At 66.8% G+C, this 26,248-nt stretch carries 27 protein-coding genes; 14 read left to right on the forward strand and 13 right to left on the reverse strand.

Annotated elements, in window-relative coordinates:
* The first annotated feature begins 5 nt into the window (after positions 1-5).
* From VLK31_RS18815 to VLK31_RS18825, 3 genes are all read left to right on the forward strand, one after another.
* Positions 6-134, forward strand: coding sequence for a hypothetical protein (locus VLK31_RS18815; protein WP_409169948.1), 129 nt, complete (start codon positions 6-8; stop codon positions 132-134).
* Positions 135-152: 18 nt separating this feature from the next.
* Complete coding sequence (locus VLK31_RS18820) at positions 153-293, forward strand: hypothetical protein (RefSeq protein WP_409169949.1); 141 nt, start codon at positions 153-155, stop codon at positions 291-293.
* 75 nt (positions 294-368) lie between these two features.
* Positions 369-587, forward strand: coding sequence for a hypothetical protein (locus tag VLK31_RS18825; protein WP_409169950.1), 219 nt, complete (start codon positions 369-371; stop codon positions 585-587).
* A gap of 72 nt (positions 588-659) precedes the next feature.
* Here VLK31_RS18825 and VLK31_RS18830 read toward each other — a convergent pair whose 3' ends face one another.
* The 7 genes from VLK31_RS18830 to eat all read right to left on the reverse strand — a co-directional run bounded on the left by VLK31_RS18830 (position 660) and on the right by eat (position 7,637).
* Entirely contained in the window at positions 660-1,958 is a 1,299-nt protein-coding gene (locus tag VLK31_RS18830) for a type II toxin-antitoxin system HipA family toxin (RefSeq protein WP_409169951.1), read from the reverse strand.
* Positions 1,955-2,251, reverse strand: a complete 297-nt coding sequence (locus tag VLK31_RS18835) for a helix-turn-helix domain-containing protein (protein WP_409169952.1) — start codon at positions 2,249-2,251, stop codon at positions 1,955-1,957. The genes VLK31_RS18830 and VLK31_RS18835 overlap by 4 nt, the downstream gene beginning before the upstream one ends.
* Positions 2,252-2,379: 128 nt before the next feature.
* Entirely contained in the window at positions 2,380-3,633 is a 1,254-nt protein-coding gene (locus VLK31_RS18840) for a type II toxin-antitoxin system HipA family toxin (protein WP_409169953.1), read from the reverse strand.
* Positions 3,623-3,967 (reverse strand): helix-turn-helix transcriptional regulator, encoded by a 345-nt coding sequence (locus VLK31_RS18845; protein WP_409169954.1) that lies wholly within the window; start codon positions 3,965-3,967, stop codon positions 3,623-3,625. The genes VLK31_RS18840 and VLK31_RS18845 overlap by 11 nt, the downstream gene beginning before the upstream one ends.
* Positions 3,968-4,017: 50 nt before the next feature.
* Positions 4,018-4,815, reverse strand: coding sequence for an ethanolamine ammonia-lyase subunit EutC (gene eutC, locus VLK31_RS18850; protein WP_409169955.1), 798 nt, complete (start codon positions 4,813-4,815; stop codon positions 4,018-4,020).
* Positions 4,812-6,206 (reverse strand): ethanolamine ammonia-lyase subunit EutB, encoded by a 1,395-nt coding sequence (locus tag VLK31_RS18855; RefSeq protein ID WP_409169956.1) that lies wholly within the window; start codon positions 6,204-6,206, stop codon positions 4,812-4,814. Before VLK31_RS18855 ends, eutC begins: the two co-directional genes overlap by 4 nt.
* Before the next feature lie 6 nt (positions 6,207-6,212).
* Positions 6,213-7,637, reverse strand: coding sequence for an ethanolamine permease (eat, locus tag VLK31_RS18860; RefSeq protein ID WP_409169957.1), 1,425 nt, complete (start codon positions 7,635-7,637; stop codon positions 6,213-6,215).
* 158 nt (positions 7,638-7,795) lie between these two features.
* Here eat and VLK31_RS18865 point away from each other — a divergent pair, with 158 nt between their 5' ends.
* Positions 7,796-8,203 carry an FKBP-type peptidyl-prolyl cis-trans isomerase gene (locus tag VLK31_RS18865; RefSeq protein WP_409169958.1) on the forward strand — a complete coding sequence of 136 codons (408 nt, stop codon included), beginning with the start codon at positions 7,796-7,798 and terminating at the stop codon, positions 8,201-8,203.
* Between the two features lie 36 nt (positions 8,204-8,239).
* On the opposite strand, the gene VLK31_RS18870 is transcribed toward VLK31_RS18865, so the two are convergent.
* From VLK31_RS18870 to VLK31_RS18895, 6 genes are all read right to left on the reverse strand, one after another.
* The gene (locus tag VLK31_RS18870; protein WP_409169959.1) at positions 8,240-8,992 is read right to left on the reverse strand and encodes an SDR family oxidoreductase; all 753 of its coding nucleotides are present in this window, start codon (positions 8,990-8,992) and stop codon (positions 8,240-8,242) included.
* 449 nt (positions 8,993-9,441) lie between these two features.
* Entirely contained in the window at positions 9,442-11,043 is a 1,602-nt protein-coding gene (locus VLK31_RS18875) for a glucan biosynthesis protein (RefSeq protein WP_409169960.1), read from the reverse strand.
* A gap of 273 nt (positions 11,044-11,316) precedes the next feature.
* The gene (locus VLK31_RS18880) at positions 11,317-12,159 is read right to left on the reverse strand and encodes a class I SAM-dependent methyltransferase (RefSeq protein WP_409169961.1); all 843 of its coding nucleotides are present in this window, start codon (positions 12,157-12,159) and stop codon (positions 11,317-11,319) included.
* Positions 12,160-12,330: 171 nt separating this feature from the next.
* Entirely contained in the window at positions 12,331-13,050 is a 720-nt protein-coding gene (locus VLK31_RS18885; RefSeq protein ID WP_409169962.1) for a M24 family metallopeptidase, read from the reverse strand.
* Complete coding sequence (locus VLK31_RS18890; RefSeq protein WP_409169963.1) at positions 13,037-13,981, reverse strand: nitroreductase family protein; 945 nt, start codon at positions 13,979-13,981, stop codon at positions 13,037-13,039. Before VLK31_RS18890 ends, VLK31_RS18885 begins: the two co-directional genes overlap by 14 nt.
* A gap of 117 nt (positions 13,982-14,098) precedes the next feature.
* The gene (locus tag VLK31_RS18895; protein ID WP_409169964.1) at positions 14,099-16,030 is read right to left on the reverse strand and encodes a sigma-54-dependent Fis family transcriptional regulator; all 1,932 of its coding nucleotides are present in this window, start codon (positions 16,028-16,030) and stop codon (positions 14,099-14,101) included.
* Between the two features lie 235 nt (positions 16,031-16,265).
* Between VLK31_RS18895 and adh the strand changes: the two genes are divergently transcribed.
* From adh to VLK31_RS18945, 10 genes are all read left to right on the forward strand, one after another.
* Positions 16,266-17,786: an aldehyde dehydrogenase gene (gene adh / locus VLK31_RS18900; RefSeq protein ID WP_409169965.1), complete on the forward strand. Its 1,521-nt coding sequence runs from the start codon at positions 16,266-16,268 to the stop codon at positions 17,784-17,786.
* Entirely contained in the window at positions 17,786-18,163 is a 378-nt protein-coding gene (locus VLK31_RS18905; RefSeq protein ID WP_409169966.1) for a DUF779 domain-containing protein, read from the forward strand. Before adh ends, VLK31_RS18905 begins: the two co-directional genes overlap by 1 nt.
* Positions 18,164-18,384: 221 nt before the next feature.
* Complete coding sequence (locus VLK31_RS18910) at positions 18,385-19,269, forward strand: nitrilase family protein (protein WP_409169967.1); 885 nt, start codon at positions 18,385-18,387, stop codon at positions 19,267-19,269.
* 72 nt (positions 19,270-19,341) lie between these two features.
* Positions 19,342-20,505: a substrate-binding protein gene (locus VLK31_RS18915; RefSeq protein ID WP_409169968.1), complete on the forward strand. Its 1,164-nt coding sequence runs from the start codon at positions 19,342-19,344 to the stop codon at positions 20,503-20,505.
* A 22-nt stretch (positions 20,506-20,527) separates the two neighbouring features.
* Positions 20,528-21,361, forward strand: coding sequence for a branched-chain amino acid ABC transporter permease (locus tag VLK31_RS18920; protein ID WP_409169969.1), 834 nt, complete (start codon positions 20,528-20,530; stop codon positions 21,359-21,361).
* 70 nt (positions 21,362-21,431) lie between these two features.
* Positions 21,432-23,165 (forward strand): ABC transporter permease subunit, encoded by a 1,734-nt coding sequence (locus VLK31_RS18925; protein ID WP_409170040.1) that lies wholly within the window; start codon positions 21,432-21,434, stop codon positions 23,163-23,165.
* The gene (locus tag VLK31_RS18930; protein ID WP_409169970.1) at positions 23,162-23,869 is read left to right on the forward strand and encodes an ABC transporter ATP-binding protein; all 708 of its coding nucleotides are present in this window, start codon (positions 23,162-23,164) and stop codon (positions 23,867-23,869) included. The genes VLK31_RS18925 and VLK31_RS18930 overlap by 4 nt, the downstream gene beginning before the upstream one ends.
* A 13-nt stretch (positions 23,870-23,882) precedes the next feature.
* Entirely contained in the window at positions 23,883-25,031 is a 1,149-nt protein-coding gene (locus VLK31_RS18935; protein WP_409169971.1) for a transporter substrate-binding domain-containing protein, read from the forward strand.
* Positions 25,032-25,035: 4 nt separating this feature from the next.
* Positions 25,036-25,656, forward strand: coding sequence for an ANTAR domain-containing response regulator (locus VLK31_RS18940; protein WP_409169972.1), 621 nt, complete (start codon positions 25,036-25,038; stop codon positions 25,654-25,656).
* A 172-nt stretch (positions 25,657-25,828) separates the two neighbouring features.
* Positions 25,829-26,245, forward strand: a complete 417-nt coding sequence (locus VLK31_RS18945; protein WP_409169973.1) for a YjfI family protein — start codon at positions 25,829-25,831, stop codon at positions 26,243-26,245.
* The last annotated feature ends 3 nt before the right edge of the window (positions 26,246-26,248 follow it).

Genomic DNA, 26,248 nt, shown 5'->3' on the forward strand with positions numbered 1-26,248 from the left:
GAAAAATGCCATCGATACCCAGCAACCAACTCAGCCAGTTCCTCACATTCGTGGCGGTGGACTTCGTGGCGCAGACCCTGCTCTGGCCCGGGCTCCGCCTGTTGCTTGCGGCCTGGCCGGACATTTGCCTGTAGATCAACGGCAGCTACCGCATGACCGACATCGTGGCCGAGCGCTACGACTTAGGTGTGCGCGCCGGCGTGCAGGTGGCCAAGGACATGGTGGCGGTTCGCATCTCGCCGGCCTACTTCGAGCGCCACGCCATACCGCGCAAGGCCGCCGACCTGCTTTAGCACGACTGCGTCACGACGCGGCGGGCCACCAGCGGCGCGCGCTTTCCGAGGGAACTGCGCCTCAAAGGCGGCCATGTGCAGCCGCTGCGCGTGGAGGACCAGTACACCTTCAACAATACGCAGCAGATCCTGAGCGCCGCGCTGGCGGGCGCGGGACTGACGTTCACACCCGTACAGCTGGCGCGCGCACATCGACGGCGGGCGGCCGGTTCCGGTGCTGCAGGACTGGTGGCCGACTCACGCGAACTGCACTGGCCGGCCATAGCGGCTAAGGCTTATGAATGCCGCGCATGAATTGCGGACGTGGCTTGCAGAGCGCCAGCGCGTGGCCGCTTCGCTCGCTGGCCAATCGGTGGTCGACGTGCTTCAGCGGCGCGTATTTCGACCACCCGATGCCGTGGCGCTCAGCCTGCGCACCATGCCGTCGACACGCTCTGCAATTTCATCCGCAAGGCCTTGCCCCACGTCGTACAGCGAGGCGTACCGCCGCCAGTTGGCGGCCGCATCGACGACTTGGTCAGCAATCGCCTGCGCGCCCTCGATGTCGAATGCGTCGGCGATGGCGGCCACGTCGCGCCGGGTCGGGTGTCCGCTGCCGTTGACCGCCGTCATGTGCTCGCCGCCCATGTGGGTGTTCGGGCTCATCGACAAATCGTATGAAGGGCTGCAGACCCAGCGCCCGTTCTTGAACAGAAACGCGAAGTTCTTCGCATGGTCGTCGCGGTTGAACGCGGCGATGTTGAAAACCATTTGGGCGAAGCGCTTGCGCAGTTCTTCGACGGAGCCCGTCATCGTGAGCGTTGCGCCCAGCAGGGTTTCGTAGTCGATGGACGGCGTGCGGTGCGACGCATGAAGCAGCCCGGACGCCGAAAGCATGTGCACCTTCTCATCGCCTTCGCGGTCGAAGCGCCTGACGGCAAAGAAGGCCTCGTGCGTGCCGTTCACCTCGACTTCGATCAGATCGACGTCGGGCAGCGCCAGGCCTGCATCGCGCGCCATGTGGGCGTAGGCCATTTCCGCGCGCCCGGTGTCCGGCGGCTCGGACTTGTGCCTGAACTTGACGAGCCAATGCGCAAACCCCGGGCGCAAGGGCTGGAAGCCGCTGACGCACAAGCCACTGGCCACATCGCGGGCCACCGTGACCTTGGGCCTGGCACCGCCGCCGCTGCCTCCGTGGATGCGCAACGCTTCGAGAACTTCTTGCTGGGCGCCTTCGGTCACGAGCTCCGCAGCCCTGGCCAGATCGGACAGGTCGAATTGAGCTTCCTCGGTGCCGGGGTCCAGCATGGGCAGGTATTCGAGCGCGCCCATCGCACGATCGCCCATGTAGGCAAGGCGGTCGAGGCCGTTGATGTCGCCGTGGTTCCAGCCATGCCGTCGGCGCAGTTCGCGGTCCATCAGCATCAGCCCCCAGCCGTCGGGAAGGCTGTCGTTGAAAACGCCGTACAGCCCCCAGAACTCGCGTGGATGTGGCTGCTGAGGTTGCTGCAGGCCGGGTCTGAATTCGAGCAGGTGTGGGGTCAGCGGAAACCCCGCTTCGAGCCAGCCGGCGTCGTATGAAAAATGAGGGCCCAGCCCGGGGGCCTGCGCAATTTCTCCGACCTTTGCCCCGGCCAGGTTGACGCTCAGGCGTTGCGTGTGCGGTGTGTGCGGCGTGGGTTTCATGCGGCTGAATCCTTCTGCTTTCCAGCGTCCGAGCGGCGGCCTCTTTGACGCCTTGGCTTCATCAGCTCGCCCATGGTCTGCGGCTCGGACTTGGCGCCCAGTCGCAGGATGTGATCGACTGCCTCCAGCGAAATGAAGATGCGAAGCATCGCCTTCGTTCCGATCTCGCCCGTGGTCTCGAAGCGCTTGATGGTCGACTCGGGCACGCCGCACAGCTCGGAGAGCGCGACACGCGACAAGCCGCGCTCGAGCCTGAGCTGCTGAACGCGCTGGCCCAGCTGGCTCAGGATCACTTTCGGTGGAAGAAAGCTAACGGGCAAAATAATGTCCTTTAAATCGATATTAACGATTTAGTGGACTATAGGATAGCCGTTAAATGAGGGCGGCAATGGACTGTTTGGGGGTTCGGCTTCGCACCTTGCTAAGCCTCGATGCGTTCAGCCTGCTTCTCAACAAACCCCGCCACGCGCCGCACCAGCGCCGGTTCCCCACCCGCCGCCGCCACACCCGCCGCCGCATGCACGGCCACCGTCTCGCCAACAAAAACAATGACCTCTTCCGCAGCCGAAGCCGTCATCCCGAAATGCGGCGCCGCCGCCCGCACCAGAGCAAGGCTAGACGCATGCTGCCCCGGAAGAATCGCCAGCTCCTGATACCCCGTGTGCCCACCCAGCTGCATCACCAGATCGAACGCCGGAGACAACCGCCACCCCCCGTCTTCCCCTCGGAGCGCCCCATGGTTCTTCACATGGTCGTCGCTGTTGCCCACCGCCAGGTTGAACACCATCCGTCGAAACAGCTCTGCCAGGTCTTGCTGCGGCTGCCGCGAGATGCGCCGCAGCAGTTGCGCCAGCTCCACGTAGCTGCCCCTGCTCGATTCATACGGCACATCGAGCAGCGCCGATGCCGACAGGTAGTGCAAGCGCCGTTCGTCGGTCACCGGCCCCATGCGGTCGAAGCGCTCGACCAGCAAGGCGTGCCCCTGCGCCAGCGGCTGCAGCAGAAAGGGCGGCACGTCGATGCCGCAGGCATCGGCCAGCCAGAGCGTGGCGGCTTCGATCACTTCCACGTCGTGGTCATCTCCGCGCGATGCGAACTTGGCGATGCAGCGCCGGCCCTCGTGCACAAAGGCCGCCTTGGGCCGCGCGCCGCCCAGGCTGCCGCCGCGCAGCAGGCGGTGCATGTCGGGGCCGATCTCCATGCCTGCCTCAACGCGGCGGGACGCTTCGGCCAGTGCTTCCAGCGACAGCAGGGCGGAGGGCGGCTCTTCGCTCTCGATGGGCAGCGCTTCGGAGAACACCATCGCGCCGATGCGGTCCGCGTTGGTCAGCAGCAGCGCGTCGACGTCCGACAGCGGCTTGCCCTGGCGTATTTCGAGCACCTTGCGGCCCCAGCTGTCGGGCAGTGCATCGCGCAGCGTGAGCGGCATGGCGCCGCCGTCGCGCAGGCGTGCCTCGGGCAGCACGAAGGCGGCGTCGCGCAGCGGCAGGTGTTCGGGGTTGAGCGGCGCGGCCGTCGGGGTGTCGAGGTAGCGCCGGCCGTAGGCGAATTCGCCGGACTCCACCACGCCACGGCGCGCGAGCTTCATCAGGCCCGCCGGCTGCACGCGCTCGCCGGTGTGGTGCGCGAGGCCGACGTAGACGCGCCGCTCGCGCTCGTCGTTGTCAGAAGTCACGCTCGTCCTCCGCGATCACGCCTGCGGCTTGCTGGCTGGCTGACTTGCGCACGCGGCGCTTTGCGGCCAGCCCGGCAGGGGCGGGGGCTACGCCGTCGAGCGAATCTATTTCGCCCAGCAGCCACAGCGCATGCGCGAGCAGGCCGATGCTGGTGCCGGGCTTGCCGGACTCGAGCGCGCGCAATGTGTTGGGGGAGCACAGCAGCCGCTCGGCCATGTCGGCGATGGTCCATTCGCGGTGCACCCGGTGCGCGCGCAGGCGCAGGCCCAGGCTTTCAAGGGGCTGGACGGTTTGCGACGGAAGGGCCGACAGGCTATGGCTGCTTTTTGACATCAATAAAATGACTATTAAACGGCTTAAGAGTCATTTTATTGCGTATGTTGTTATTTTAAAAGCCCGCTGAGCCGGCCCAGTTCCGCCGCACCCGGTTGCCCCAGCACCGCAAGGTTGCTCTCGTCCTTCAACGCCACACCGGTCAGCCCCCGGCGCAGCGACTCGCGCATCAACCACGCCAGCTTGAACGAGGCCGCTTCGTACGGCAGGCCTTCGGGCCGCACGTTGGAGATGCAGTTGCGCTCGGCGTCGTGCCGGCCGCGTTTGGGTGAGTGGGTCAGGTAGATGCCCAGGCTGTCGGGCGAGCTCAGGCCGGGGCGCTCGCCGATGAGCATCACCGACAGCGCCGCGCCAAACAGTTCACCCACCTCGTCGGCCAATGCGACGCGCGCCTGCGTGGCGATGACCACGGGCGCGAAGCTGGTGTCGGCGGGCAGGTGGGCGCGCACGGCCGCCAGCAGCGGCGCGGCGTGGCGCGCGACGGCAAGCGATGACAGGCCGTCCCCGATGACCACGCACACGTCGCAGCCGTAGCGCCGGTCGGCCAGCAGGCGGGTGGCGTCGTGTTCGTCGAGCTTTCGGCCCAGGTCGGGCCGGCGCAGGTAGGTGGTGCGGTCTGCCGCCTGGCTGCGTGCGCGCGCCACCTGCCAGTGCTGCGCGGTGAGCGTGGCGGCCAGCGCATCGACGTCCAGTGCGGCATGAATGGCGTCGCGCGCCATGGCATGCGCCCAGCCGAAGCGCAGCGTTTCGTCGGTGGGCATGCCGGCGCCGGCGCGGCCCAGCGCCAGGCGCGCGGGGGTGGCGGCGCGCCATTGCGCCCAGGGGTTGGGGGTGACGGAGTCGTTCATGGCACCAGCGCCTTCAGCCCGCTCATGTCCGCCAGCAGCCGGTTGGCCGAAGGCGGCGCCAGTTGCCCCGCCGCGTTGGTGATCTGCATGCGCTGCAGCCAGGCCTCGAACTCGGGCGCGCGTTTCAGGCCCAGCGTTTCGCGCATGAAGAGGGCGTCGTGGAACGAGGTGCTCTGGTAGTTGAGCATGACGTCGTCCGCGCCCGGAATGCCCATGATGAAGTTGATGCCCGCGGTGCCCAGCAGCACCAGCAGGGTGTCCATGTCGTCCTGGTCGGCCTCGGCGTGGTTGGTGTAGCAAATGTCGCAGCCAATGGGCAGGCCCAGCAGCTTGCCGCTGAAGTGGTCTTCCAGGCCCGCGCGAATGATCTGCTTGCCGTCGTATAAGTACTCGGGCCCGATGAAGCCGACCACGGTGTTGATCAGGAAGGGCTTGTAGCGCCGCGCCAGCGCATACGCGCGCACCTCGCAGGTCTGCTGGTCGACACCAAAGTTGGCGTTGGCCGACAGCGCGCTGCCCTGGCCGGTTTCGAAGTACATGACGTTGTTGCCGATGGTGCCGCGCTGCAGCGACAACGCCGCGGCATAGGCCTCGTCGAGCAGCTCGGGCGTCACGCCGAAGGAGAGGTTGGCTTTCTCCGTGCCGGCAATCGACTGAAACACCAGGTCCACCGGCGCGCCGGCCTCGGCCAGCTTGAGGGTGTTGGTCACGTGGGTGAGCACGCAGCTTTGCGTGGGAATTTCGAAGCGCTGAATCACCTCGTCGAGCATGTGCAGCAGCCGGCCCAGCACGGGCATGCTGTCGGACGCGGGGTTGAGGCCGATCACCGCGTCGCCCGCGCCGTAGAGCAGGCCGTCGAGCGTGGAGGCGGCCACGCCGCGCAGGTCGTCGGTCGGGTGGTTGGGCTGCAGGCGCACCGCCAGGTGGCCGGGCAGGCCGATGGTGTCGCGAAAGCGCGTGACCACGCTGCACTTCTTGGCGACCGACACCAGGTCCTGGTTGCGCATGAGCTTGGACACGGCCGCCACCATCTCGGGCGTGAGGCCCGGCGCCAGTGCGGTGAGGGTGGCCGTTGTGGCTTGGCTCGACAGCAGCCAGTTGCGAAAGTCGCCGACCGTCAGGTGGCTCACCGGCGCAAAGGCCTGCGCGTCGTGGCTGTCGATGATCAGGCGCGTGATGTTGTCGCTCTCGTACGGGATCAACGCTTCGCTCAGGAACTGCTTGAGCGGCGTGTCGGCCAGCACGTGGCGCGCGGCCATGCGTTGCTGCGCGGTGGCGGCGCCGATGCCCGCAAGGTAGTCGCCGGAGCGCGCCGGGCTTGCGAAGGCCATGACCTGGCGCAGGTCGTCGAAGGCGAAGACCTGGTCGGCGATGGTGGTGCGATAGCGCATCGTCTGTCAGGCGTCGGTGGCCGACGAAGAGAGCATCGCGTCGGGTGCGGCGGCCTTGCGCTGCGCCGACGTGAGCAAGAAGTAGCCATACGCGGCGGCCATCAGCACGATGAACAGCAGCGTGAGCATGGCGTTGAACCACACCATCGCGCCCAGGCACACCACGCCCAGGCCCAGCGCAATGGCCGGAAACACGGGGTAGAAGGGCGCGCGGTAGGTGCGCAGCAGGCCAGGCTCGCTGCGGCGCAGCTTGAAGAGCGCGGCCATTGAAATGAGGTACATCACGATGGCGCCCAGCACCGCCATGGTGACGATGTTGGCCGTGAGCGTTTGCCCGCCAAACTGCACCCACTCGTCGCTGAAGATGGCCACCACGCCGATGACGCCGCCGGCCAGCAGCGCGCGGTGCGGCGTGTTGAAGCGCGGGCTCAGGCCGGCAAAGTAGCGCGGCAGGTAGCCCGCGCGCGCCAGCGCGAAGATCTGGCGCGAGTAGCCCATGATGATTCCGTGGAACGACGCAATCAGCCCGAACAGGCCGATCCACACCAGCATGTGCAGCCAGCCGCTGTTGTCGCCCACCACCGCTTTCATGGCCTGTGGAAGCGGGTCGTTGATGTTGGCCAGCTTGCGCCAGTCGCCCACGCCGCCCGCGAAAATCATCACGCCAAAGGCCAGCACCACCAGCGTGACGATGCCGGTGGTGTACGCAATGGGAATGGTGCGGTGCGGGTCGCGCGCCTCTTCGGCCGCCATGGCCGCGCCTTCGATGGCCAGAAAGAACCAGATGGCGAACGGTATCGACGCAAAGATGCCTGAGACGGCCGCGCCGTTCAGCACGCTGCCGCCGGCCCATCCGTTGGCGGTGAAGTTGGCCAGCGTCCAGCCCGGTGCCACCACGCCCATGAACACCAGCAGCTCCACGATGGCCAGCACCGTCACAAACAATTCGAACGCTGCCGCAATGCCCACGCCCACCCAGTTCAGCGCAATGAAGATCACGTAAGCGCCCAGCGCAAACCACTTCGGGTTGATGCCCGGAAACTGCACGTTGAGGTAGGCGCCAATGGCCAGCGCAATGGCCGGCGGCGCAAACACGAACTCGATGAGCGTGGCAAAGCCCGCGACAAAACCGCCGGTGGGGCCGAAGGCGCGCCGTGCATACGCAAAGGGCCCGCCCGCATGCGGAATGGCGGTGGAGAGTTCGGTGAAGCTGAAGATGAAGGTGGTGTACATTGTGGCCACCAGCAGCGTGGCGACCAGAAAGCCGAGCGTGCCGGCGGTGTTCCAGCCGTAGCTCCAACCAAAGTACTCACCCGAGATGACGAGGCCGACCGCAATGCCCCACAGCTGGAACGGGCCCAGCACCTTTTTCAGGTGGCCCTGGCCCCCCTGTGCGGATGACCCGGCCGGCGTGGCGTCTGTGGCGTGCATGGAGCGTCCTCTCTTCGTGAATGGTGACAGTGCACCTTCAGCAAAGCAAGGGCTGTTCCAACACGCAAGGGCTGTGCGGCGCGCACTCCGAATATCCCCTTACAGGCATGCAGCGGGCGCTGGCCATAATCGGGGCCTCTCAACCTTCGAGGTGTTTCGTGAAGTCTTTTTTCTGTGCCGCGCTCGTGTCCGTTCTTGCTGTTCCCGCTGCCTTTGCGCAGTCCGCCCCGGTGACCACGCCCAGCGGCCTGATCTACCAGTCGATCAAGGAAGGCACCGGCGCCTCGCCCGCGGCCACCGACGTGGTGAAGGTGCACTACCGCGGCACCTTCCCCGACACCGGCAAGGAATTCGACAGCTCCTACAAGCGCGGCGAGCCCACCGAATTTCCGCTCAACGGCGTGATCCCGTGCTGGACCGAAGGCGTGCAGAAGATGAAGCCCGGCGGCAAGGCCAAGCTGACCTGCCCGCCGTCGATTGCCTACGGCGCGCGTGGCGCTGGCGGCGTGATTCCGCCGAACGCCACGCTGAACTTCGAAGTGGAACTGGTGTCGGTCAAGCGCTGACCTGACGCAGTTGCAGCTTCACTGGGCGCAGGTCGTTCAGATCTGCGCCATGCCGCCATCGACAAACAGCTCGATGCCGTTCACGAAGCTACTGTCGTCCGAGGCCAGGAACACCACGGCCTTGGCAATTTCGTCGGGCGTGCCGACACGGCCGAGCGGAATGCCCGCCGCCTGGCTTTCGATGAAGCCCTTGACCTGTTCGGGCGTGAGGCCCAGCAGCTCGTAGGCGGGCGTGGGCACTACGCCGGGGCTCACTGCATTCACGCGAATGCCCTGGTCCTTCAGGTCCACCGTCCAGCTGCGCGCAAAGCTGCGCACGGCCGCCTTGGTGGCGCTGTAGACGCTGAAGGCCGGCGCGCCCTTGATGCTGGTGATCGACGCGTTGAGCACGATCGACGCGCCCCGTGGCATCAGCGGCAGCGCCTTCTGCACAGTGAACAGCAGACCGCGCACGTTGGTGTTGAAGGTCTTGTCGAAATGTTCTTCGGTGATCTGGCCCAGCGGCAGCAGGCTGCCGCCGCCGGCGTTGGCAAACAGCACGTCGAGCCGGCCTTTTTCCTGCTTGATGGTGGCGTAGAGGCGGTCGAGGTCTTCGAGCTTGGAGACGTCGCCGACCACGCCCGTCACGTTGCGGCCGATGGTCTTCACCGCCGCATCGAGCTCGGCCTGCCGGCGGCCGGTGATGAACACATAGGCGCCTTCGGCCACCAGGCGTTGCGCGGTGGCCAGGCCGATGCCGCTGGTGCCACCGGTGACGAGGGCGATCTTTTCGTTGAGCTTGAGGGTCATGATTTCTTCCTTGGAGGGCTGCCGCGGCGCGGCGTTGCCGATGGAAGGAAGTTTGGGCGCGACCCCCTCACGCTGCAAGGCGCCTTGCAGCATATGTCTGTTCATGAATCACCAACAATGCGGCGATGGGCCATGGCAGCGCCTTGGGCGCAGTCGGCGTTGAGGTTCGTGACGACGCTCACGCCGACGGGGTGCTCTGCTCCGCGAATGTCCTCCGCCTTCGGCTCCCCCTTTATTTCGCTGCGCAGAGCACCCCGCCAGCGTGAGCGTTTTCAGAGCGATGGTTATCAGCGGCAAACCAGCAGCGTACCCAGGTGCGAAGAGCACCGGGTGTCCCCCGCAGCGAAATAAAGGAGGAGGCGAAGCCGGGGGACATTCGCGGAGGGGGACACCCGGTGCTCTTCGCACGCGTCCCGAAACGCAAGCCTGAACTAAGGCCCCGTCGGTACTCAGACCCCAGGCTGGTACTGGTACAGCCAAGTCTCAGTCAGCGTCTGCTCCCCGTTCTTCAGGTACAGCCGCATGTCGATCGGCTCGTTGCCTTCCGGCGTGAAGTCGAACTGCGCGCGCCAGTGGCCCGGCACCCCGTTGGGCACGGCCTCGGCAAAGATGTACGAGAACTTGCCGCGCGCAGCCGTCAACACCACCTCCGGCTTCACACCGAAGGGCACGGTGGTCAGCGGCTGGCCCACAAACTCCACCATGAACTTGCGCACCCCCTGCGGACGCGGCTGCCCCGGCTGCCCACCACGCCCGATGCGCGTGGCCACGCAGCGCGCCAGCGGTGACGGAAACGGCTCCTGGTCGGTCCAGTGCAGGCGGTACTGCAGGCTGTAGCTGGCGCCGGCCCTGGCGTCGGCCTTGGGCACCCAGAAGGCGACCACGTTGTCGTGAATTTCGTCATCGGTCGGAATCTCGATGAGCTGCACCGAGCCTTCGCCCCAGTCGCCCAGCGGTTCGATCCACAGGCTGGGGCGCTTCTCGTAGTTCACGCCGTCCTGGTAATGGTCGAAGGCGCGGTCGCGCTGCAGCAGGCCGAAGCCGCGCGGGCGGGTGTCGGCAAAGGCCGAGGCGCGCGTTTGCGTCGGGTTGTTCAGCGGGCGCCAGATGCGCTCGCCCGCGCCGTTCCAGATGGCCAGGCCGTCGGAGTCGTGCACCTCGGGGCGCCAGTCGATGGCGGTGGGCTTGATGGTTTCCGAGTACCAGTACATCGACGTGAGCGGCACCAGGCCCAGGCGCGACACGTCGCGGCGCAGGAACATGCGCGCGTCGATGTCCATGATCACGGCCTTGTTGCGCTGCATGACGAACTTGAAGACACCGGTGATGCTCGGCCCCTCCAGCAGCGCGTAGACCGTCATCGAGGTGGTGTTGCCGGCGGCCGGCGTCTCGAAGTAGAAGCGCGTGAAGGTCGGGAATTCTTCGGCCTTGTCGGGCACGGCCACATCGAGCGCCACGCCGCGTGCCGACAGGCCGTACTGGTACAGCTCGCCGATGGCGCGGAAGTAAGAGGCGCCCAAGAACGCGACCCAGTCGTTCTTTTCCCAGTCGAGCTTGCTCTGGTCGCCCAGGCGGCTCTCCTGCAGCCTAAAGCCCGCAAAGCCCGCGCCGGGCGGCAGCGCGCGCGCGGGGCTGTCGGGCGGCATGGAGAAGTACGAGGCGTTGTAGAGCACCTCGCGCGAGAAGGCGTCGCCGTCGGTGTTCTCCAGCACGTGCATGCGCACCGGTGTCTGGAAGAAGCGGCCGAGGTGGAAGAAGGTGACCGGGAACGCGCCAGGGCCTTCGCGGAAGAGGGCGTTGGCCGGGTCGAACTTGATCTTGCCGTGGGCGTCGTAGTCGATGCGCTCGAGCACGTCTGGCGCCAGCGGCACGGCGGCCACGTATGGCTTGGCGGCCAGCGACTGGGCCTGCGCGACCAGCGCGTCGAAAGAGAAGGGCGTGGGCTGGCTCAGCTGCAGGCCATTGGCGGCCAGCGCTTCTTGCGGCAGGCCAAGGGCAGCGAGGGCGGCGGCGGCGCCACCGGCGGCAAGGAAGGATCGGCGATCAAGCATGTGGTTCTTGAGGGTTGCGAATCTTGCGAGTCGGGGAGGGTGGGAGAAAAGAAGGGAGGAAGGAAGGAACGGTGCAGCCTGCGCAGCTTGTGGGCCTCGTAGGCGCATGCGGGATTCGGAATCATCCTAATGCAGCACGGGGCGCAGGGGATTTTTCCGCGACCGCCCGCAGCCTCAATCAGTGTGCAGTGTGAACCGCCGGCGCGCCGCGTGGCGTCAGCCATTCCGCGCACGCAGGGCCGGACAACATCGCCAATCGGCGAAATTGTGCGTTTATGTGTCGACGCCGTCCGCGGCCCGCAGCGCGTACACCGCATACACCGACACGCCCAGTAGCAGTAGCACCACCGGCGCAAACAGCTTGTAGGTCAGCCCCAGGCCCTGCAGCACCCGGTAGCTGCTGTCCAGCCGCAGGCGCGGGTGCGGCTGCGTGAGCTCGGTGGCGCGGCGAATGCCCCACTGAAACTCCGCGCCGGTGGTGCGCACGGACGGATGCTGCCTGGCGCGCCCCACGCCCAGCCAGCACATGGCATCGAAGGCCAGCACCGAGCCCGCGGGCGCGCGCTCACCGAAGGTGGCGAGCACGGCAAGCACCTGCTCGGGCGTGAGGTACATCAGCACGCCTTCGGTGAACAGGAACACCGGGGCGCCGTCGCGGGTGGGGGGCAGCGCCAGTTGTTCCCACCAGTCGGTCGCGGTCAGGTCGAGCTCGCGCAGGTCGTGGCGCGGGTTGATCTGGGGGATGAGCTGGCGGCGCAGTGCGAGCACCTCGGGCAGGTCGGCGTCGGTCATGCGGCACTTGTCGTCGTCCAGCCACTGAAAGTAGTGGCTAAGGCCGCAGCCCATGTTGACCACGCGCCCGCCCGGATGCAGCTTGAGAAAGTCTTGCGCCAGGCTGCGCAGGCGGCGGGTGCGCGAGAGGATGCTGTAGATGGTCGAGCGGTCTTCGGGCAGCGCATGGCCGTCGTCCCGAATCTGCTCCAGGATGCCGGCCGCGTAGGCGTCTCGCACCGCGACCTGGGGAAACATGCGGTCGCCCGATGCGCGCGCGGCCAGTGGAATGCGCAAGGTGGAAGGAACGGCCGACAGGCCCCGTGCGGGTGTGGGAAGGGTCATGAAGCGGGGAGCAGAGCCATGCGCAAAGTCTGGCGGCTGCGCTACCCCGGGGCAAGTCAATCTTTGGTTGTGCATGCGGGCGTGCAGCGCGCTCGCGCGTAGGCGATGGCTTGCGTGACCGGACCGCGTTGCTGTGCGGCTTTACCTGAAGCTACGCCAAGCTAAGTCAAGCTACGTTGCAGCCTCGAAGGCCTGCACCGCGTCTTCGGGCCGCACGTCGTCTTGCATCAACAAATCTTCGTAGAAGGCGCCGAAGGGCCGCGTGGGGTGCGCGATCTGTATCTCCAGAATCCAGATGCCCGTGCTCGGGCACAGGCCGAAGTCGCCCAGCTTGCCGGCCTGGTAGATGGCATGCGGAAAGTCGCACACGCGGTGGCCCTTGATGTCGAGGTTCAGCCGCCAGCCCATGGCCTGGGCGCGCTCGGCCGCATAGGCGTAGAGCGCCTGGCCGCTGAGCTTTTCGGTGCGCCAGTGCGCGGCCACGTCGTGCCACAGCGTGCGCGCGGCCTGGGCGCAGGCGTGCATCTGCGGGTCGTCGCCCATCACGAAGGTGTCTCCGGCGTCGCCCTCGTGGCCTTCCCAGACCGGGCCGATGTCCACGAAGAAGATGTCCTGCGCACCCAGCACCCGCGCGGGGTCCGATGTTTCGCGGAAGGTCTTGAGCGTGTCTTCGCCGAAGCGGATGACGATGGGGTGCCAGTTGCGTTCCATCTCCAGCTTGTGCAGCGTGGCCATGGCCAAGTCGTGGGCCTGCGCGTGTGTCATGCCGGGGTGCATGCCCGAGGCGATGCGGCGCACCGCCAGCTGCGAGAAGGCCCGTGCGGTCTGCATCGCGCACGGGGAAAATCGGGTGCCGGTGGCTTCGGTGCGGCCGGCTTCAGCGCTTGTCATTGTCAATGTCCAGGTTCAAGGGGTCTGCGAGGGGGTGGGCTTGCGGGAAGAACGGGGCGTGCGGGAAGAACGGGGAGGGCGGGGAGGGCGCCTGCGAATGCACGGGCGCTGTCCAGGCCGACCACACCTGCCCCGGCAGCGCATGGTTGCGCGGCGGCGGGGCTTCGGCCACGCTGCCCAGGCTCACGAAGCCCGCAAGAAATTCGTCGGCCTTGATGCCGAGCTCGGCGCTCAGCAGGGGGTCGAAGCATCGCTCGCCGCTGAGCATGATCGCGCCGAAGCCCAGCTGGTGCGCGGCATTCAGCAGGTTGCCCAGCGCGGCCCCGGCAGCCAGCCACTGCTCGCGCGCCGGCACCTTGCTGCGCGCACGCGGCACCACGACGAAGGCCAGCAGCACGGGCGGGCGCGTGGCGTGCTCGCGGGCACGGCGCAGGTCGGCGGGCGAGGCGAGCGGGTCGCGGCGGCGCTTTTCTTGCTCGAAGCGGTCGGCCAACGCGGCGCGCTGGCCTTCGCGGAACTCGAGCACGCGCCACGGATGCAGCCCGCCATGGTCGGGCGCGCGCAGCGCGGCCTGCAGGATCAGGTCGATGTGCTCGGCGTCGGGGCCGGGTGCGTGCAGGCGCTTGGGCGAAACGGAGCGCCGCTCCAGCAGCGGGGCAATGGCGCTTTCCTGGCGGGACGACTGCAGCGCGTGGTGCAGGTCAGCGCTGTCCTGCAGAAAGCTGCGTGCCCAGGCCAGCACCTGCTCGCCCTGCGGCGTGAAGCCTTCGAAGCGCGGGCCGGCCTCGATCAGCGGATGGCCGTATTCGGCTTCGAGCGCGCGAATGGCTTCCAGCAGCTCGCGCGGCGACACCTCGCTGGCTTGCGCGGCGCGCTCCAGGTGCAGCGTTTCGCCGAGCGCGACGAGGCAGCGAAATTGACTGGTGACCATGGGTGCGTAGGAGAAGCGTGAGTGCGGTGGCGGTGCTTCGCTGTATTCTATGAAGCATAGCGAAGCATTGCAGCGCAGCCCGCAATGCACGTTGCGCGCCGCTCGGGTTTCGACTTTCTAGCGCGCGCCGGGCTGGCCGCGCGAGCGCACCAGGTGGCGGTACACGGTGCTGCGGTGAACACCCAGGCGGCGCGCGGCCTTGGCCACGTCGTGGTCGCAGGCCTTCAGCGCCTCGTCGATGGCGTGGCGGGTGATGGTCACCAAGGGCTCGGCCTGCGAGGCCGGTGGGTGTTGATGCGCGGGCTGTGCATGGGGCACCGGTGTGGCCTGAGATTGCGGCTGCAGCATCTGTTGATTCAGGTGCTGCGTCAGGTACGGTGGAAGCTCGTCAGCCGTCACCGCATCGCCCGTTTCCGCCAGCGCCACCACGGCGCGCAGCGTGCTGCGCAGCTCGCGCACATTGCCCGGCCAGCGGTAGGCGGCCAGCACGGCAAGCGCATCGTCTTCCAGTTGCAGGTGCCGGGCCGCGCCACCCGCTTCCATGAACAGCCGCGCAATCAGCGCATGCCGGTCGTTGCGCTGGCTCAGCGAGGGCAGGGCGACGGTGAAGCCGGCCACGCGGTACATCAGGTCGGCGCGAAAACGCCCTGCCGCCACCAGCGCGGGCAGGTCGCCGTGCGTGGCGCAGACCAGGTCGAAGTCCACCGCCACGCCCTGGCCGCCGCCCAGCGGCGTGACCACGCGTTCTTCGAGCACGCGCAGCAGCCGCGTCTGCAGCGCCAGCGGAATCTCCGCGATCTCGTCGAGAAACAGCACGCCGCCATGCGCCTCGCGGATGCGCCCCACCATGCCCTTGCGCCGCGCGCCGGTGAAGGCGCCCTCGTCGTAGCCGAACAGCTCCGACTCGATCAGCGTCTCCGGCAGCGACGCGCAATCGACCGCCACAAAGGGCCCGCCGCCGCGTCGGCTTGCCGCGTGCAGGCGGCGCGAGAACACCTCCTTGCCGCTGCCGGTCTCGCCGTTCACCAGCACCGGCACGCCTTCGTTCAGCACGCGAACGGCCTTGGCCAGCAGCGGCTGCACGTCGTCTGCCTCGGGTGGCTGGTGCGTTTGCGCCGCTGATGCATCGGTGCGCCTTGCGGCGGGGCGCCCGTTGCCCGGCGTGTTCGCGCGCTCCATCACGGTGGCAATCTGCCGCCCGCCCGGCAGTGTGAGCAGGCTGCGCTTGTGCGCCATGCGCGGCCAGTTTTCGCCGAGGAAAATTTCCGCGCTCAGGTCGAGCAGCCCGTCCCATGAGCAGGCGAACAGGTCGAGCGCCACACGGTTGGCTGCAACGATGCGCCCGCTGTCGATCACCATCAGGCCTTCGCGCGCGGTGCCGATCAGCGCCGGGCGCGCATGAAAACGCAGCACGTGGCCGCTGGCCTCGGCCAGCAGCATGCGGTGCTCCACCTGCTGCGCCGCCATGCGCACCAGCCCCAGCGCATGCGGGTTCACGCGCTGTGTTTCGCCCGAGATGTCGAGCGCGCCTGCCACCTCGCCGCGCCCGGTGAAGATGGGCGCGGCCGCGCAGCCCAGCGCGCCGTTCTGCGACAGGTAGTGCTCGCCGCCCAGCACCATCAGCGCCTCGCGCTCCGCCAGCGCGGTGCCAATGGCGTTGGTGCCGCGGTGGTTCTCCGACCACTGCACGCCGGGCTGCAGCGCAATGCGCTGGGCCTTGGGCAGAAAGTCGGGGCTGCCAATTTCTTCCAGAATCAGCCCGCTGGCGTCCGACAGAATCACCACGCAGCCGTTGCCGATGGCGTGCTCGGCCAGCCCGTCGAGCTCGGGCTGCGCGCAATTCAGCAGCCGCATGGCCTGCTCGCGCCGTTCACGCAGCAGCGCAATGGCCATGGGCTCGGGGTCGATGGCCTGGTGGTCGACCGGGCGGCTGCGTTGCCATGAGCGCGAAATGTGCGGGGCAATCCACGGCGCAGGGTCCAGGCCCTGTTCGAAGAAAAGCTCGCGGGCCTGCGCCACTGCGACCGACGGCAACTGGGCTTGGCTCATTCGTGTCTCCGATGGTTTTTCGCCTTGTGCGACATCCTAGTCGCTGTGTTCGCGCATGCATGTCGCAGATTGCGAATGGAAACCCTCTGAACGCCTCGAAGCAGCTCTGGCAGGCGGTTTTGCTGCGCGGAAGTTCTCAGGGAATGTCCCCATCCGCGCGGGTATGTTGCTTGCAGTTGTTCATGCGGACCGCCGCATGTCGCGGCGCCACCACCCTGCACATGGAGACAAAGACATGGACATGCTCGAACCGGGCAAATTCGGTACCGCGGTGCCGTTCAAGAAGCGCTACGGCAACTACATCGGCGGCGAATGGGTCGCGCCGGTGGACAACCAGTACTTCGAGAACATCACGCCTGTCACCGGCAAGGTGTTCTGCGAGGTGCCGCGTTCCAGCGCGGCCGACATCGACCGTGCGCTGGACGCCGCCCACAAGGCCAAGGCCGCCTGGGGCCGCACATCGACCACCGAGCGCGCCAACATACTGAACCGCATTGCCGACCGCATGCAGGAAAACCTGCCCATGCTGGCCGCCGCCGAAACATGGGACAACGGCAAGCCGCTGCGCGAGACCATGGCCGCCGACCTGCCGCTGGCCGTGGACCACTTCCGTTACTTCGCCTCGTGCATTCGCTCGCAAGAGGGTGGCATCAGCGAGATCGACCACGAAACCTTTGCGTACCACTTTCATGAACCCATTGGCGTGGTCGGCCAGATCATTCCGTGGAACTTTCCGATTCTGATGGCCGTGTGGAAGCTGGCGCCCGCGCTGGCTGCCGGCAACTGCGTGGTGCTGAAGCCGGCCGAGCAAACGCCGGTGTCGATTCTGGTGCTGATGGAGACCATTGGCGACCTGCTGCCACCGGGCGTGCTGAATGTGGTGAACGGCTTTGGCGTGGAGGCGGGCAAGCCGCTGGCGTCGAGCAACCGCATCGGCAAGATCGCCTTCACCGGAGAAACCACGACCGGGCGCCTGATCTCGCAGTACGCGAGCCAGAACCTGATTCCGGTCACGCTGGAGCTGGGCGGCAAGTCGCCCAACATCTTCTTTGCCGACGTGATGGACCGCGACGACGCGTTCTTCGACAAGGCACTGGAAGGCTTTGCCATGTTCGCGCTGAACCAGGGCGAGGTGTGCACCTGCCCTTCGCGTGCGCTCATTCAGGAGTCGATCTACGACAGGTTCATGGAGCTTGCGCTGAAGCGCGTGGCGGCCATCAAGCAGGGCAGCCCGCTGGACATGGCCACGATGATCGGCGCGCAGGCGTCGAGCGAGCAGCTTGAAAAGATCTTGTCGTACCTGGACATCGGCCGGCAAGAGGGCGCGCAGGTGCTCATAGGTGGTGAACGCCAGAAGCTCGAAGGCGACCTGGCCGACGGCTACTACGTGCAGCCGACCGTGTTCAAGGGCCACAACAAGATGCGCATCTTTCAGGAAGAAATTTTCGGCCCCGTGGTGTCGGTCACCACCTTCAAGGACGAGGAAGAAGCGCTGTCCATGGCCAACGACACGCTCTACGGGCTGGGCGCGGGCGTGTGGAGCCGCGACATGAACCGCGCCTTTCGCATGGGCAAGGGCATTCAGGCCGGGCGCGTGTGGACCAACTGCTACCACCACTACCCGGCGGGTGCGGCTTTCGGTGGCTACAAGCAGTCGGGCATCGGGCGTGAGAACCACAAGATGATGCTCGACCACTACCAGCAGACCAAGAACCTGCTGGTGAGCTACAGCGAGAACAAGCTGGGCTTTTTCTGATGAGCGGCGCGGTCCTGCGTGTCACCGCGACCGATGCCGCGCTCGCGTTGATCGACAGGCTCGCGGCCAGGCACGGCCCGCTGATGTTTCATCAGTCGGGCGGCTGCTGCGACGGCAGCGCGCCCATGTGCTACGGGCGCGACGAGTTCATCGTGGGCGACTACGACAAGCTGCTGGGCCACATCGGCGGTATGCCGTTCTACATCAGCGGGCCGCAGTTCGAGTACTGGCAACACACGCAGCTGATCATCGACGTGGTGCCGGGGCGCGGTGGCATGTTCTCGCTGGAGGGGCCTGAAGGCGTTCGGTTCCTGACGCGCTCGCGGCTGTTCACTGATGAGGAGTGGGCGGTGCTGGCGGCCGAGGCAACGAAGTGAATGAGTGAGTGAATGAGTGAATGAGCAAGGCACTCGGGTGAAGGCGCCCGGTTTTCAAATTCCATTTGACACCGTGAAAACCTTCTTCTAATCTCCAGCCCCACGACAGCACTCGCTCTTGAGTGCGTCGGGCAGCAACATTGCTGCTTCACATACCGGCTATGAAAGCCCTCGAACAACGCGCAAGCGGGGTCGAGGGCTTTTTGCTTTTTGGAGCTTGAATGACTGTGGAAGAAGACCAGGGTTTTTCGCACCTCGTGGTGGCGGCCGTGCAGATGGCGCCGCGCGTGGGGCACACGGCGGACAACGTCGCGCGCTCGGTGGCGCTCATCGAGCAGGCCGCCACGCAGGGCGCCTCCATCGTGGTGCTGCCCGAGCTTGCCAACAGCGGCTACGTATTCGCCAGCCGCGCCGAGGCCTTCGCGCTGGCGGAGCCTGTGCCCGACGGGCCCAGCACGCAGGCCTGGGCCGAGGTGGCGCGCCGCTGCAACGTGCATGTGGTCGCGGGCATTGCCGAGCGCGAAGGCGACCGCCTCTACAACGCGGCCGTGGTGCTGGGTCCGCGCGGCTGGCTGGGCACCTACCGCAAGCTGCACCTGTGGGGCGACGAGCATCTGTTCTTCGAGCCCGGCAACAAGGGGCTGCCGGTGTTCCACACCGAACTCGGCCGCCTGGGCGTGCTGATCTGCTACGACGGATGGTTCCCCGAGACCTACCGCCTGCTTGCGATGCAGGGCGCAGACATCGTCTGCATGCCCACCAACTGGGTGCCCATGCCGCACCAGCCGACGGACCGGCCGGCCATGGCCACCACGCTGGCCATGGCGAGCGCCCACAGCAACGGCCTGAACATCGTGTGCGCCGATCGCACGGGCACCGAGCGGGGCCAGCCCTTCGTTGGCCAGAGCCTGATCGTTGGCGCGCGCGGCTGGCCGCTGGCCGGGCCTGCGTCGATCGACAGCGAAGAAATTCTCTGTGCCCGCATCGACCTCAGGGCCTCGCGCCAGGCGCGGCACCTGAACGTGTTCAACGACGTGCTGCGCGACCGGCGCGACGACATCTACGACCCGATGCTGGGCACGGGCTGGCCGCTGCCACCGCACTGAGCCGCGCAATTCTTCTTTCCCGCTGTCACTCACTCAGAACTTTTCAATCGAACCCCCCAGAGGACTTTGACCATGAAGCAACTCAGCTCCCTCCTGCGCCTTGGCGCACTCGCCGCGGCTGCCCTGCTGGGCGCCAACGCCCACGCGGCCGACCCCTTGCGCATTGGCGTGGCGGTCGGCCTCTCGGGCGCCAACAGCGTCGTGGCGCCCGCCGCGGTGCAGTCGTCGCAGCTTGCGGTGGACGAGATCAATGCCGCCGGCGGCATCCTCGGGCGCAAGGTCGAACTCGAGATCGTGGACGACGCCTCCGGCGCCGTCGGCGCGCAGAAGGCCTTCGACACGCTGGTGTTCCAGAAGAAGGTCGACGCCATCATCGGCATGGAAAACAGCGCCGCGCGCAATGCGGCGCTGCCGGTGGTGAGCAAGGGCAAGGTGCCGTACATCTACACCTCGTTCTACGAAGGGCGCTCCTGCAACAACTGGATGTATGTGAACGGCTGGGTGCCCGAGCAGCAGGTGGCGCCGGTGGTCGACTACTTTCTGAAGACCAAGAACGCCAAGAACTTCTTCCTGGTCGGCAACGACTACGCCTTCGGCCGCGGCATGCTCGACTTCACCCGCAAGTACATCGAGCAGAAGGGCGGCAAGGTGGTGGGCGAGGAATACCTGCCGATCGACGGCAGCGACTGGACCTCGGTGATCTCGAAGCTGCGCGCGGCCAAGCCCGATGCGCTCGTCAGCGCCACCGCGGGCGGCGCGCCCAACGTGTCGCTGGCCAAGCAGCTCAAGGGCGCCGGCCTCACGCTGCCTTACGGCAACCTTGCCATCGACGAAGGCACGGCCAGGACCATGGGCGACGTGGCCAGCGGCATGTACATGTCGGCCTCCTACCTCACGGGCATCGACATTCCGGAGAACCGCAAGTTCATGGACGCGATGAAGAAGAAGTTTGGCGCGGACCTGAAGACGCCCAACGAACTGTCGGAGCCGCAGTACGAGGCCTTCTTTCTCTACAAGGCCGCAGCCGAGAAGGCCGGTTCGACCGATTCGGCCAAGGTGGTGAAGGCGCTGGGCGAGGTGTCGTTCACCGGCCCGCGCGGCACGGTGTCGATGAACAAGAGCCGGCACACGCCGCTGTCGATGCGCCTGGGCCAGGTGCAGGCCGATGGGTCCATCAAGATCCTGGAGACCTTCCCCAGCGTCGATCCGGGCGCGCAGTGCCCCAACCTGAAGTAACCGCGCTCGCACGGGACTTGCCATGGTGCTGTTGCTGGACCTGCTGACCACGGCGGCGATGCTGTTCGTCGTCACTGCCGGGCTGATGATGATCTTCGGCGTGATGAAGATCGTCAATTTTGCGCACGGCGCGCTGCTCACGCTCGGCGGCTACGCGAGCTATGTGGTGACGCAACTCAAGCTCGACCCGTGGCTGAGCTGGCCGCTGTCGATGGTGGTCGGCGTGGTGGCCGGCATGGGGGTGGAGTGGCTGATCGTGCGGCCGCTGTACAAGCGCCCGCTGGACGCCATTCTTGCGACCTGGGGGCTGGGCATCGTGATCGGCCAGGCCATCGTGATGGCCTTCGGGCGCGAGGTGCAGTTTGTCGATGCGCCGCTGGCGGGCACCTGGTCCGTGGGCGGCGTGGACTACTCGGCGTACCGGCTGCTGCTGGTGCCCGTGGCCATCGTGCTGTGCCTGTTGCTGACCGCGCTGCTGAACGGCACGCGCTTCGGCATTCGCACGCGCGCGGTGATCATGAACGAGGAGCTGGCCAGCGGCCTTGGCATTCACGCGGGCCGCGTGCGCTTCATTACCTTCAGCCTGGGGGCGGGGCTGGGCACGCTGGCCGGCACCATGATCACGCCGCTTTCCAGCGTCGACCCGAACATGGGGCTGCCATGGCTGGTCAGCGCGTTCATGCTGGTGATGGTGTCGGGCCATTCGATGCTGAGCCTGCTGGCCACCTGCGTGGTGTTCGGCGCCTGCCAGGTGCTGGTGAGCACCTATGCGAACCCGGTGCTCGGCGGGCTGACCATTGCGGTGCTCGCGGCGGTCACGCTGCGCATCCGGCCTAAGGGGTTTGCCCGTGGTTGAGCACGCTGCAACCGTTCTCCCTGCGGCGTCGTCCTTGCGCGGCGCACTTCGTTCGGGCCGCGGGCTGTCGATGCTGGGCGCCCTCGGGCTCGCGCTGATCGTGCTCGGGCCGTGGGTATTCGACACCTACCTGCTCAACATTCTCATCAAGGCCTTTTTCTTCGCCATCGCCGCCATCACGGTCGATGTGCTGTGGGGCTACACGGGCTACCTGAGCTTCGGCCAGTCGGCCTTCTTCGGCATCGGCGCCTATGCGGCGGGGCTGGTGTTCACGCACAGCGGCTTCAGTGCATGGACGGCGCTGCTGGCGTTGGGCGCTGCCGTGGTCGTGAGCGCGGCGGTGGGGGCGCTGGTCGGCTGGCTGTCGTTCTACCGGGGTGCCTCGCCGTTCTTTGCGACGGTCATCTCGCTGGTGCTGCCCATCGTGCTGACGCAGTTGTTGTTGTCGGGCGGGCAGTGGACCGGCTCCAGCTCCGGCCTGACCGGCTACGAGAGTTTCGACCTGTCGATCGAGGCCTGGTACTGGGTGGCCGGTGGCGCGCTGGTGCTGTTCGGCGTGCTGGGCTGGCTGCTGGTGCGCAGCGATGCGGGCCGCGTGCTGGCGGCCATTCGCGACAACGAATCGCGCTGCACCTACCTGGGCATTCCGACCTCGCTGGTGAAGATCGCGCTGCTGACGGTGATGGCCGTGGTCGCGGGCATCGCGGGCTTCGGCTACGGCGCGTTCAGCGGCGTGGTGGCGCCGGAGCTGACGGGCTTTGCGCTGGGCACCGAGCTGATCATCTGGGTCGCGCTGGGCGGGCGCGGCACGCTGTGGGGGCCGCTGATTGGCGCGGTGCTGATCAACGTGGCGACGGCCTACCTGAGCGGCAGCATGCCGTTCGCGTGGCAACTGATCGTCGGCGTGGCCTTTGTGCTGGTGATCGTGTTGCTGCCGCAAGGGCTGGTGCCGCTGCTGCTCAAGCCCTTCGGGCTGGGCCGCATCGCCGCGCGCGTGCCGGTGCTCGCCGAGCGTGCGGTTGGCGCGCCGGCTGCACCCACGCAGGAGGCCGCATTGCGCATGCACCAGGTGGCCAAGCACTACGGCGCGCTCAAGGTGCTGCAGGGCATCGACCTGGAAGCCCGGGCCGGTGAACTGGTGGGGCTGATCGGCCCCAACGGCGCGGGCAAGACCACGCTGATGCGCTGCATGAGCGACGGGGCGGAGCGCAGCGCGGGCACGGTGATGCTGTGCGGCCACGACATCAGGCAATTGCCGCCCGAGGCCTGCGTGCGCTTCGGGCTGGGGCGCAAGTTTCAGAACGCCAACATCTTCGAATCGCTCACGGTGGCGCAGTGCCTGCGCATCGCGGGCACGCTGCTGGAGAAGCCTTCGCTGTTTAGGCACGACACCGCACTGCGCCTGCCGGCCTACGCGCTGGACGTGGTGCGCACCACCGGGCTGCACGCCAAGCTCGGCACCGTGGCGCGCGACCTGTCGCACGGTGAGCAGCAGGCGCTGGAACTTGCGATGGTGCTGGCGCTGGCACCGCGCATCGTGCTGCTCGACGAGCCTACCGCCGGCCTCACCAAGACCGAGCGCTCGCAGATCGGCGAGGTGCTGTCGTCGTTGGCGCACCGCTACGGCCTGTGCTGCCTGCTGGTGGAGCACGACCTCGACTTTGTCGAACAGATCGCCACGCGCATCGTGGTGCTGCACCAGGGAACCATCGTGATGCAAGGCAGCTTCGAGGAGGTGGTGAACTCGCCGCTGGTGAAGACCATCTACGCCGGCAGCGCGCACGCGCCCAAGGAGGCTGCATGAGTGGTCCCGTGTTGAAGATCGACGGCCTCACCAGCGGCTACGGTGCCTCCGTGGTGCTGCGTGGTCTGTCGTTGCGGGTGGCGCCCGGCGAGGCGGTGGCGCTGCTCGGCAAGAACGGCATGGGCAAGACCACCTTGCTGAAAACCGTGATGGGCTATCTGCCCAAGAACGGCGGCACGGTGCACCTGCGTGGGGAGGACATCACCCGGCAGCCGCCGCACCGCATTGCGCGCCAGGGCCTGGCGTATGCGGCGCAGGAGCATGCGCTGTTCGCCGACCTGAGCATTCGCGACAACCTGTGCCTGGGCCTGGAAAAGGCCCATGCGTTCGACGAACGCATGGCCGACATCGCGCCGCTGTTTCCCGTGTTCAAGACGCGGCTGGCGCAGCAGGCCGGCACGCTGTCGGGCGGCGAGCAGAAGATGCTGCTGCTCGCGCGGGCGCTGATGATGCGCCCGGCCATGATCCTGCTCGACGAGATCACCGAAGGCCTGCAACCCTCGGTGATCGACCGCCTGGCTCGCGCCTTGCTGGAAGAGCGCGCACGGCGTGGCACGGCGATGCTGATCGTCGAGCAGAATGTGCCGTTCGCGCTCGAAGTGGCCGACCGCTACGTGGTGTTGAAGCAGGGCGAGCTGGTCGACGAGGGCCAGGCCAAGGCCCCCGGCGCCACCGGTTCGGTTTTTGCGCATTTGCGGGTCTGACTGGAGAAAGCCGATGACCACTGAAAAAGCCGCACCGGCCGAAGACGGCTGGCCCGTCGGGTTGCTGTATTCGCGCTCCGGGCCGACCGGGGTGAGCGAGTCGGAGCACTTTCTGGGTGCCGCGCTGGCCGTGGAAGAAATCAACGGCCTGGGCGGCGTACTCGACCGGCCACTGCTGCCCATTGCGCGCGACCCCAAGGGCAGGGAGGACGAATACCGCCGGCTCGCGACCCGGCTGCTGCTGGAAGACGACGTCAACGTGATCTTCGGCTGCTCGCGCTCGTCCAGCCGCAAGGCCGTGCTGCCGGTGGTGGAGCGCAACAACGCGCTGCTGTGGTACTGCTCCATCTACGAGGGCTTCGAGTACTCGTCGAACGTGATCTACACCGGCGCCGTGCCCAACCAGAACAGCGTGCAGCTGGCCGCCTACCTGTTGAAGAACAAGGGCCGGCGCTTCTACCTGATGGGGTCGGACTACATTTTTCCGCGCGAGTCGAACCGGGTGATGCGCGAGATGGTCGAGCAGCACGGCGGCGAGGTGCTCGACGAGGTGTATGTGCCGCTGGAGGCCTCGGAGGCGGAGCTGCAGAAGGTCATGCGCGACATCGTCGACGTGCAGCCGGAAGTCATTTTCTGCACCATCGTCGGCCAGTCGGCGCGGCGCATCTACCAGATCTACCGCGAGCACGGGCTCGACCCGCGCCGCATGCCCATTGCCAGCCTGACGATGGCCGAGGAAGAGATTCGCCTGATTGGCGTGGATGTGTGCGAGGGGCACATCACCTCCGCCACGTACTTCAACTCGCTGAAGAACGAGAGCAACGCGCGCTTTCTCGCGCTGTGGCGCGCGCGCTTCGGCGACCGCCCGGCCAGCACGTGGTCCGCCGCGTCGTACAGCCAGGTGCATCTGTTTGCGCGCGCGCTGGAGCGCAGCGGCAGCCTCGACACGCGCAAGCTCGTCAGCGCCTTGCGCACGGTGCGCTTCGATTCGCCCGAGGGGCCGCTGTGCATCGATGCCGAGAACAACCACTGCCTGCTGACGCCACGCATCGGCGTGTGTCGCAGTGACGGCCAGTTCGACTTGCTGTGGGAGGGCGCCGAGCCGGTGAAGCCCGACCCGTACCTGTCGACCTTCGGCTTCTCCGACTTCTGGCTGAGCTGACGCCATGAGCAGCCTGCGCCGCCTTTACGACGACTTGCGCGGCATCTGCGTGGCGGTGGTGTACCCGCCGGGCGAGGACCGCGATGTTCTTCTGGACCAGCTCAAGCGCATCGGTTGCCGGCTCAAGGTCGTGTGGCCTTTTCCGGCCACGCCGCCCACCGGCTGCGACGTGATCCTGTTCCAGGTTTCGCAGGAGCTGCAGGGCAGCGGCACCTGGTGCGCCAGCGCGGTCGAGGCCACGTTGATCGCGCTGTCCGACTACGAGAGCCCGACCACGTTGAAGCTGCTGCTCGACACCAGCGCGCACGGCGTGCTGACGCGGCCGTTCCGCTCGTCGGGCGTGTTGAGCACGCTGGTGCTGGCGCGGTCTTCGCGCGGTTACCAGGAGCGGCTGCAGAGCAAGGTGCTCAAGCTGGAGGACACGATCAAGTCGCGCCGGCAGATCGAAAAGGCCATTCGCATGCTGGCTGAAACGCAGGGGCTCACGGAGGCCAAGGCCTATGAGCACATGCGCGCCCGCGCCACATCGCTGCGCGTGACGGTGGCGGAGGTGGCGCTGATGGTGGTCGACGCGCACGAGGCGATGGAAAAGCTCGGGTTGGGGCGCGCGCGCGGCAGCGACTGAGGTCGAAGCACTCCTGTTGTTTGCGCCGGGGCGGCGCATGCAAGTGCCGAAAGTCACCGTGAGATTCGGATGAGAACCAAAAGGCTCGTTTGACATGTTATGTCGAACCGCCTACATTGAACCCATCGACGAACCACGCGTTTCCATCGGTACATAACCACAAGGGAGAGGTATGCAACTACTGCTCGATCAACTCAAGGGACTGGACGTGCTGGCCGGCGCCGAGATGGGTGGGCTGCCCGTGCAACTGCAGCCCATACCGGGCAACACACCGGTCGTGCAGGTGAGCATCGAGGGGCGTGAAGAGCTGCCCATTTTCATCACCAGCTCCGACATGCAGATCATCTGCATCTGCTACCTCTGGACCGAAGAAGAAGTGAAGGCCGAGCGCCGCACCGAGCTGCTGGAGTCGCTGCTCGACCTGAACCCCTCGGTGCCCCTGTCGTCCTTCGGCCGTGTTGACGGCCGCTACGTGCTCACCGGTGCACTGGGCCGCGATGCCAGCGTGCAAGACATTGCCCGCGAGGTGGCGGTGCTCAGCGACAACGCGCTCGATGCACTGGACGCCCTGTCCGAATTCCTGAATTAAGCG

Origin of the sequence: Variovorax sp. H27-G14 (genome assembly GCF_046156345.1) — a bacterium.
Lineage (GTDB): Bacteria > Pseudomonadota > Gammaproteobacteria > Burkholderiales > Burkholderiaceae_C > Variovorax.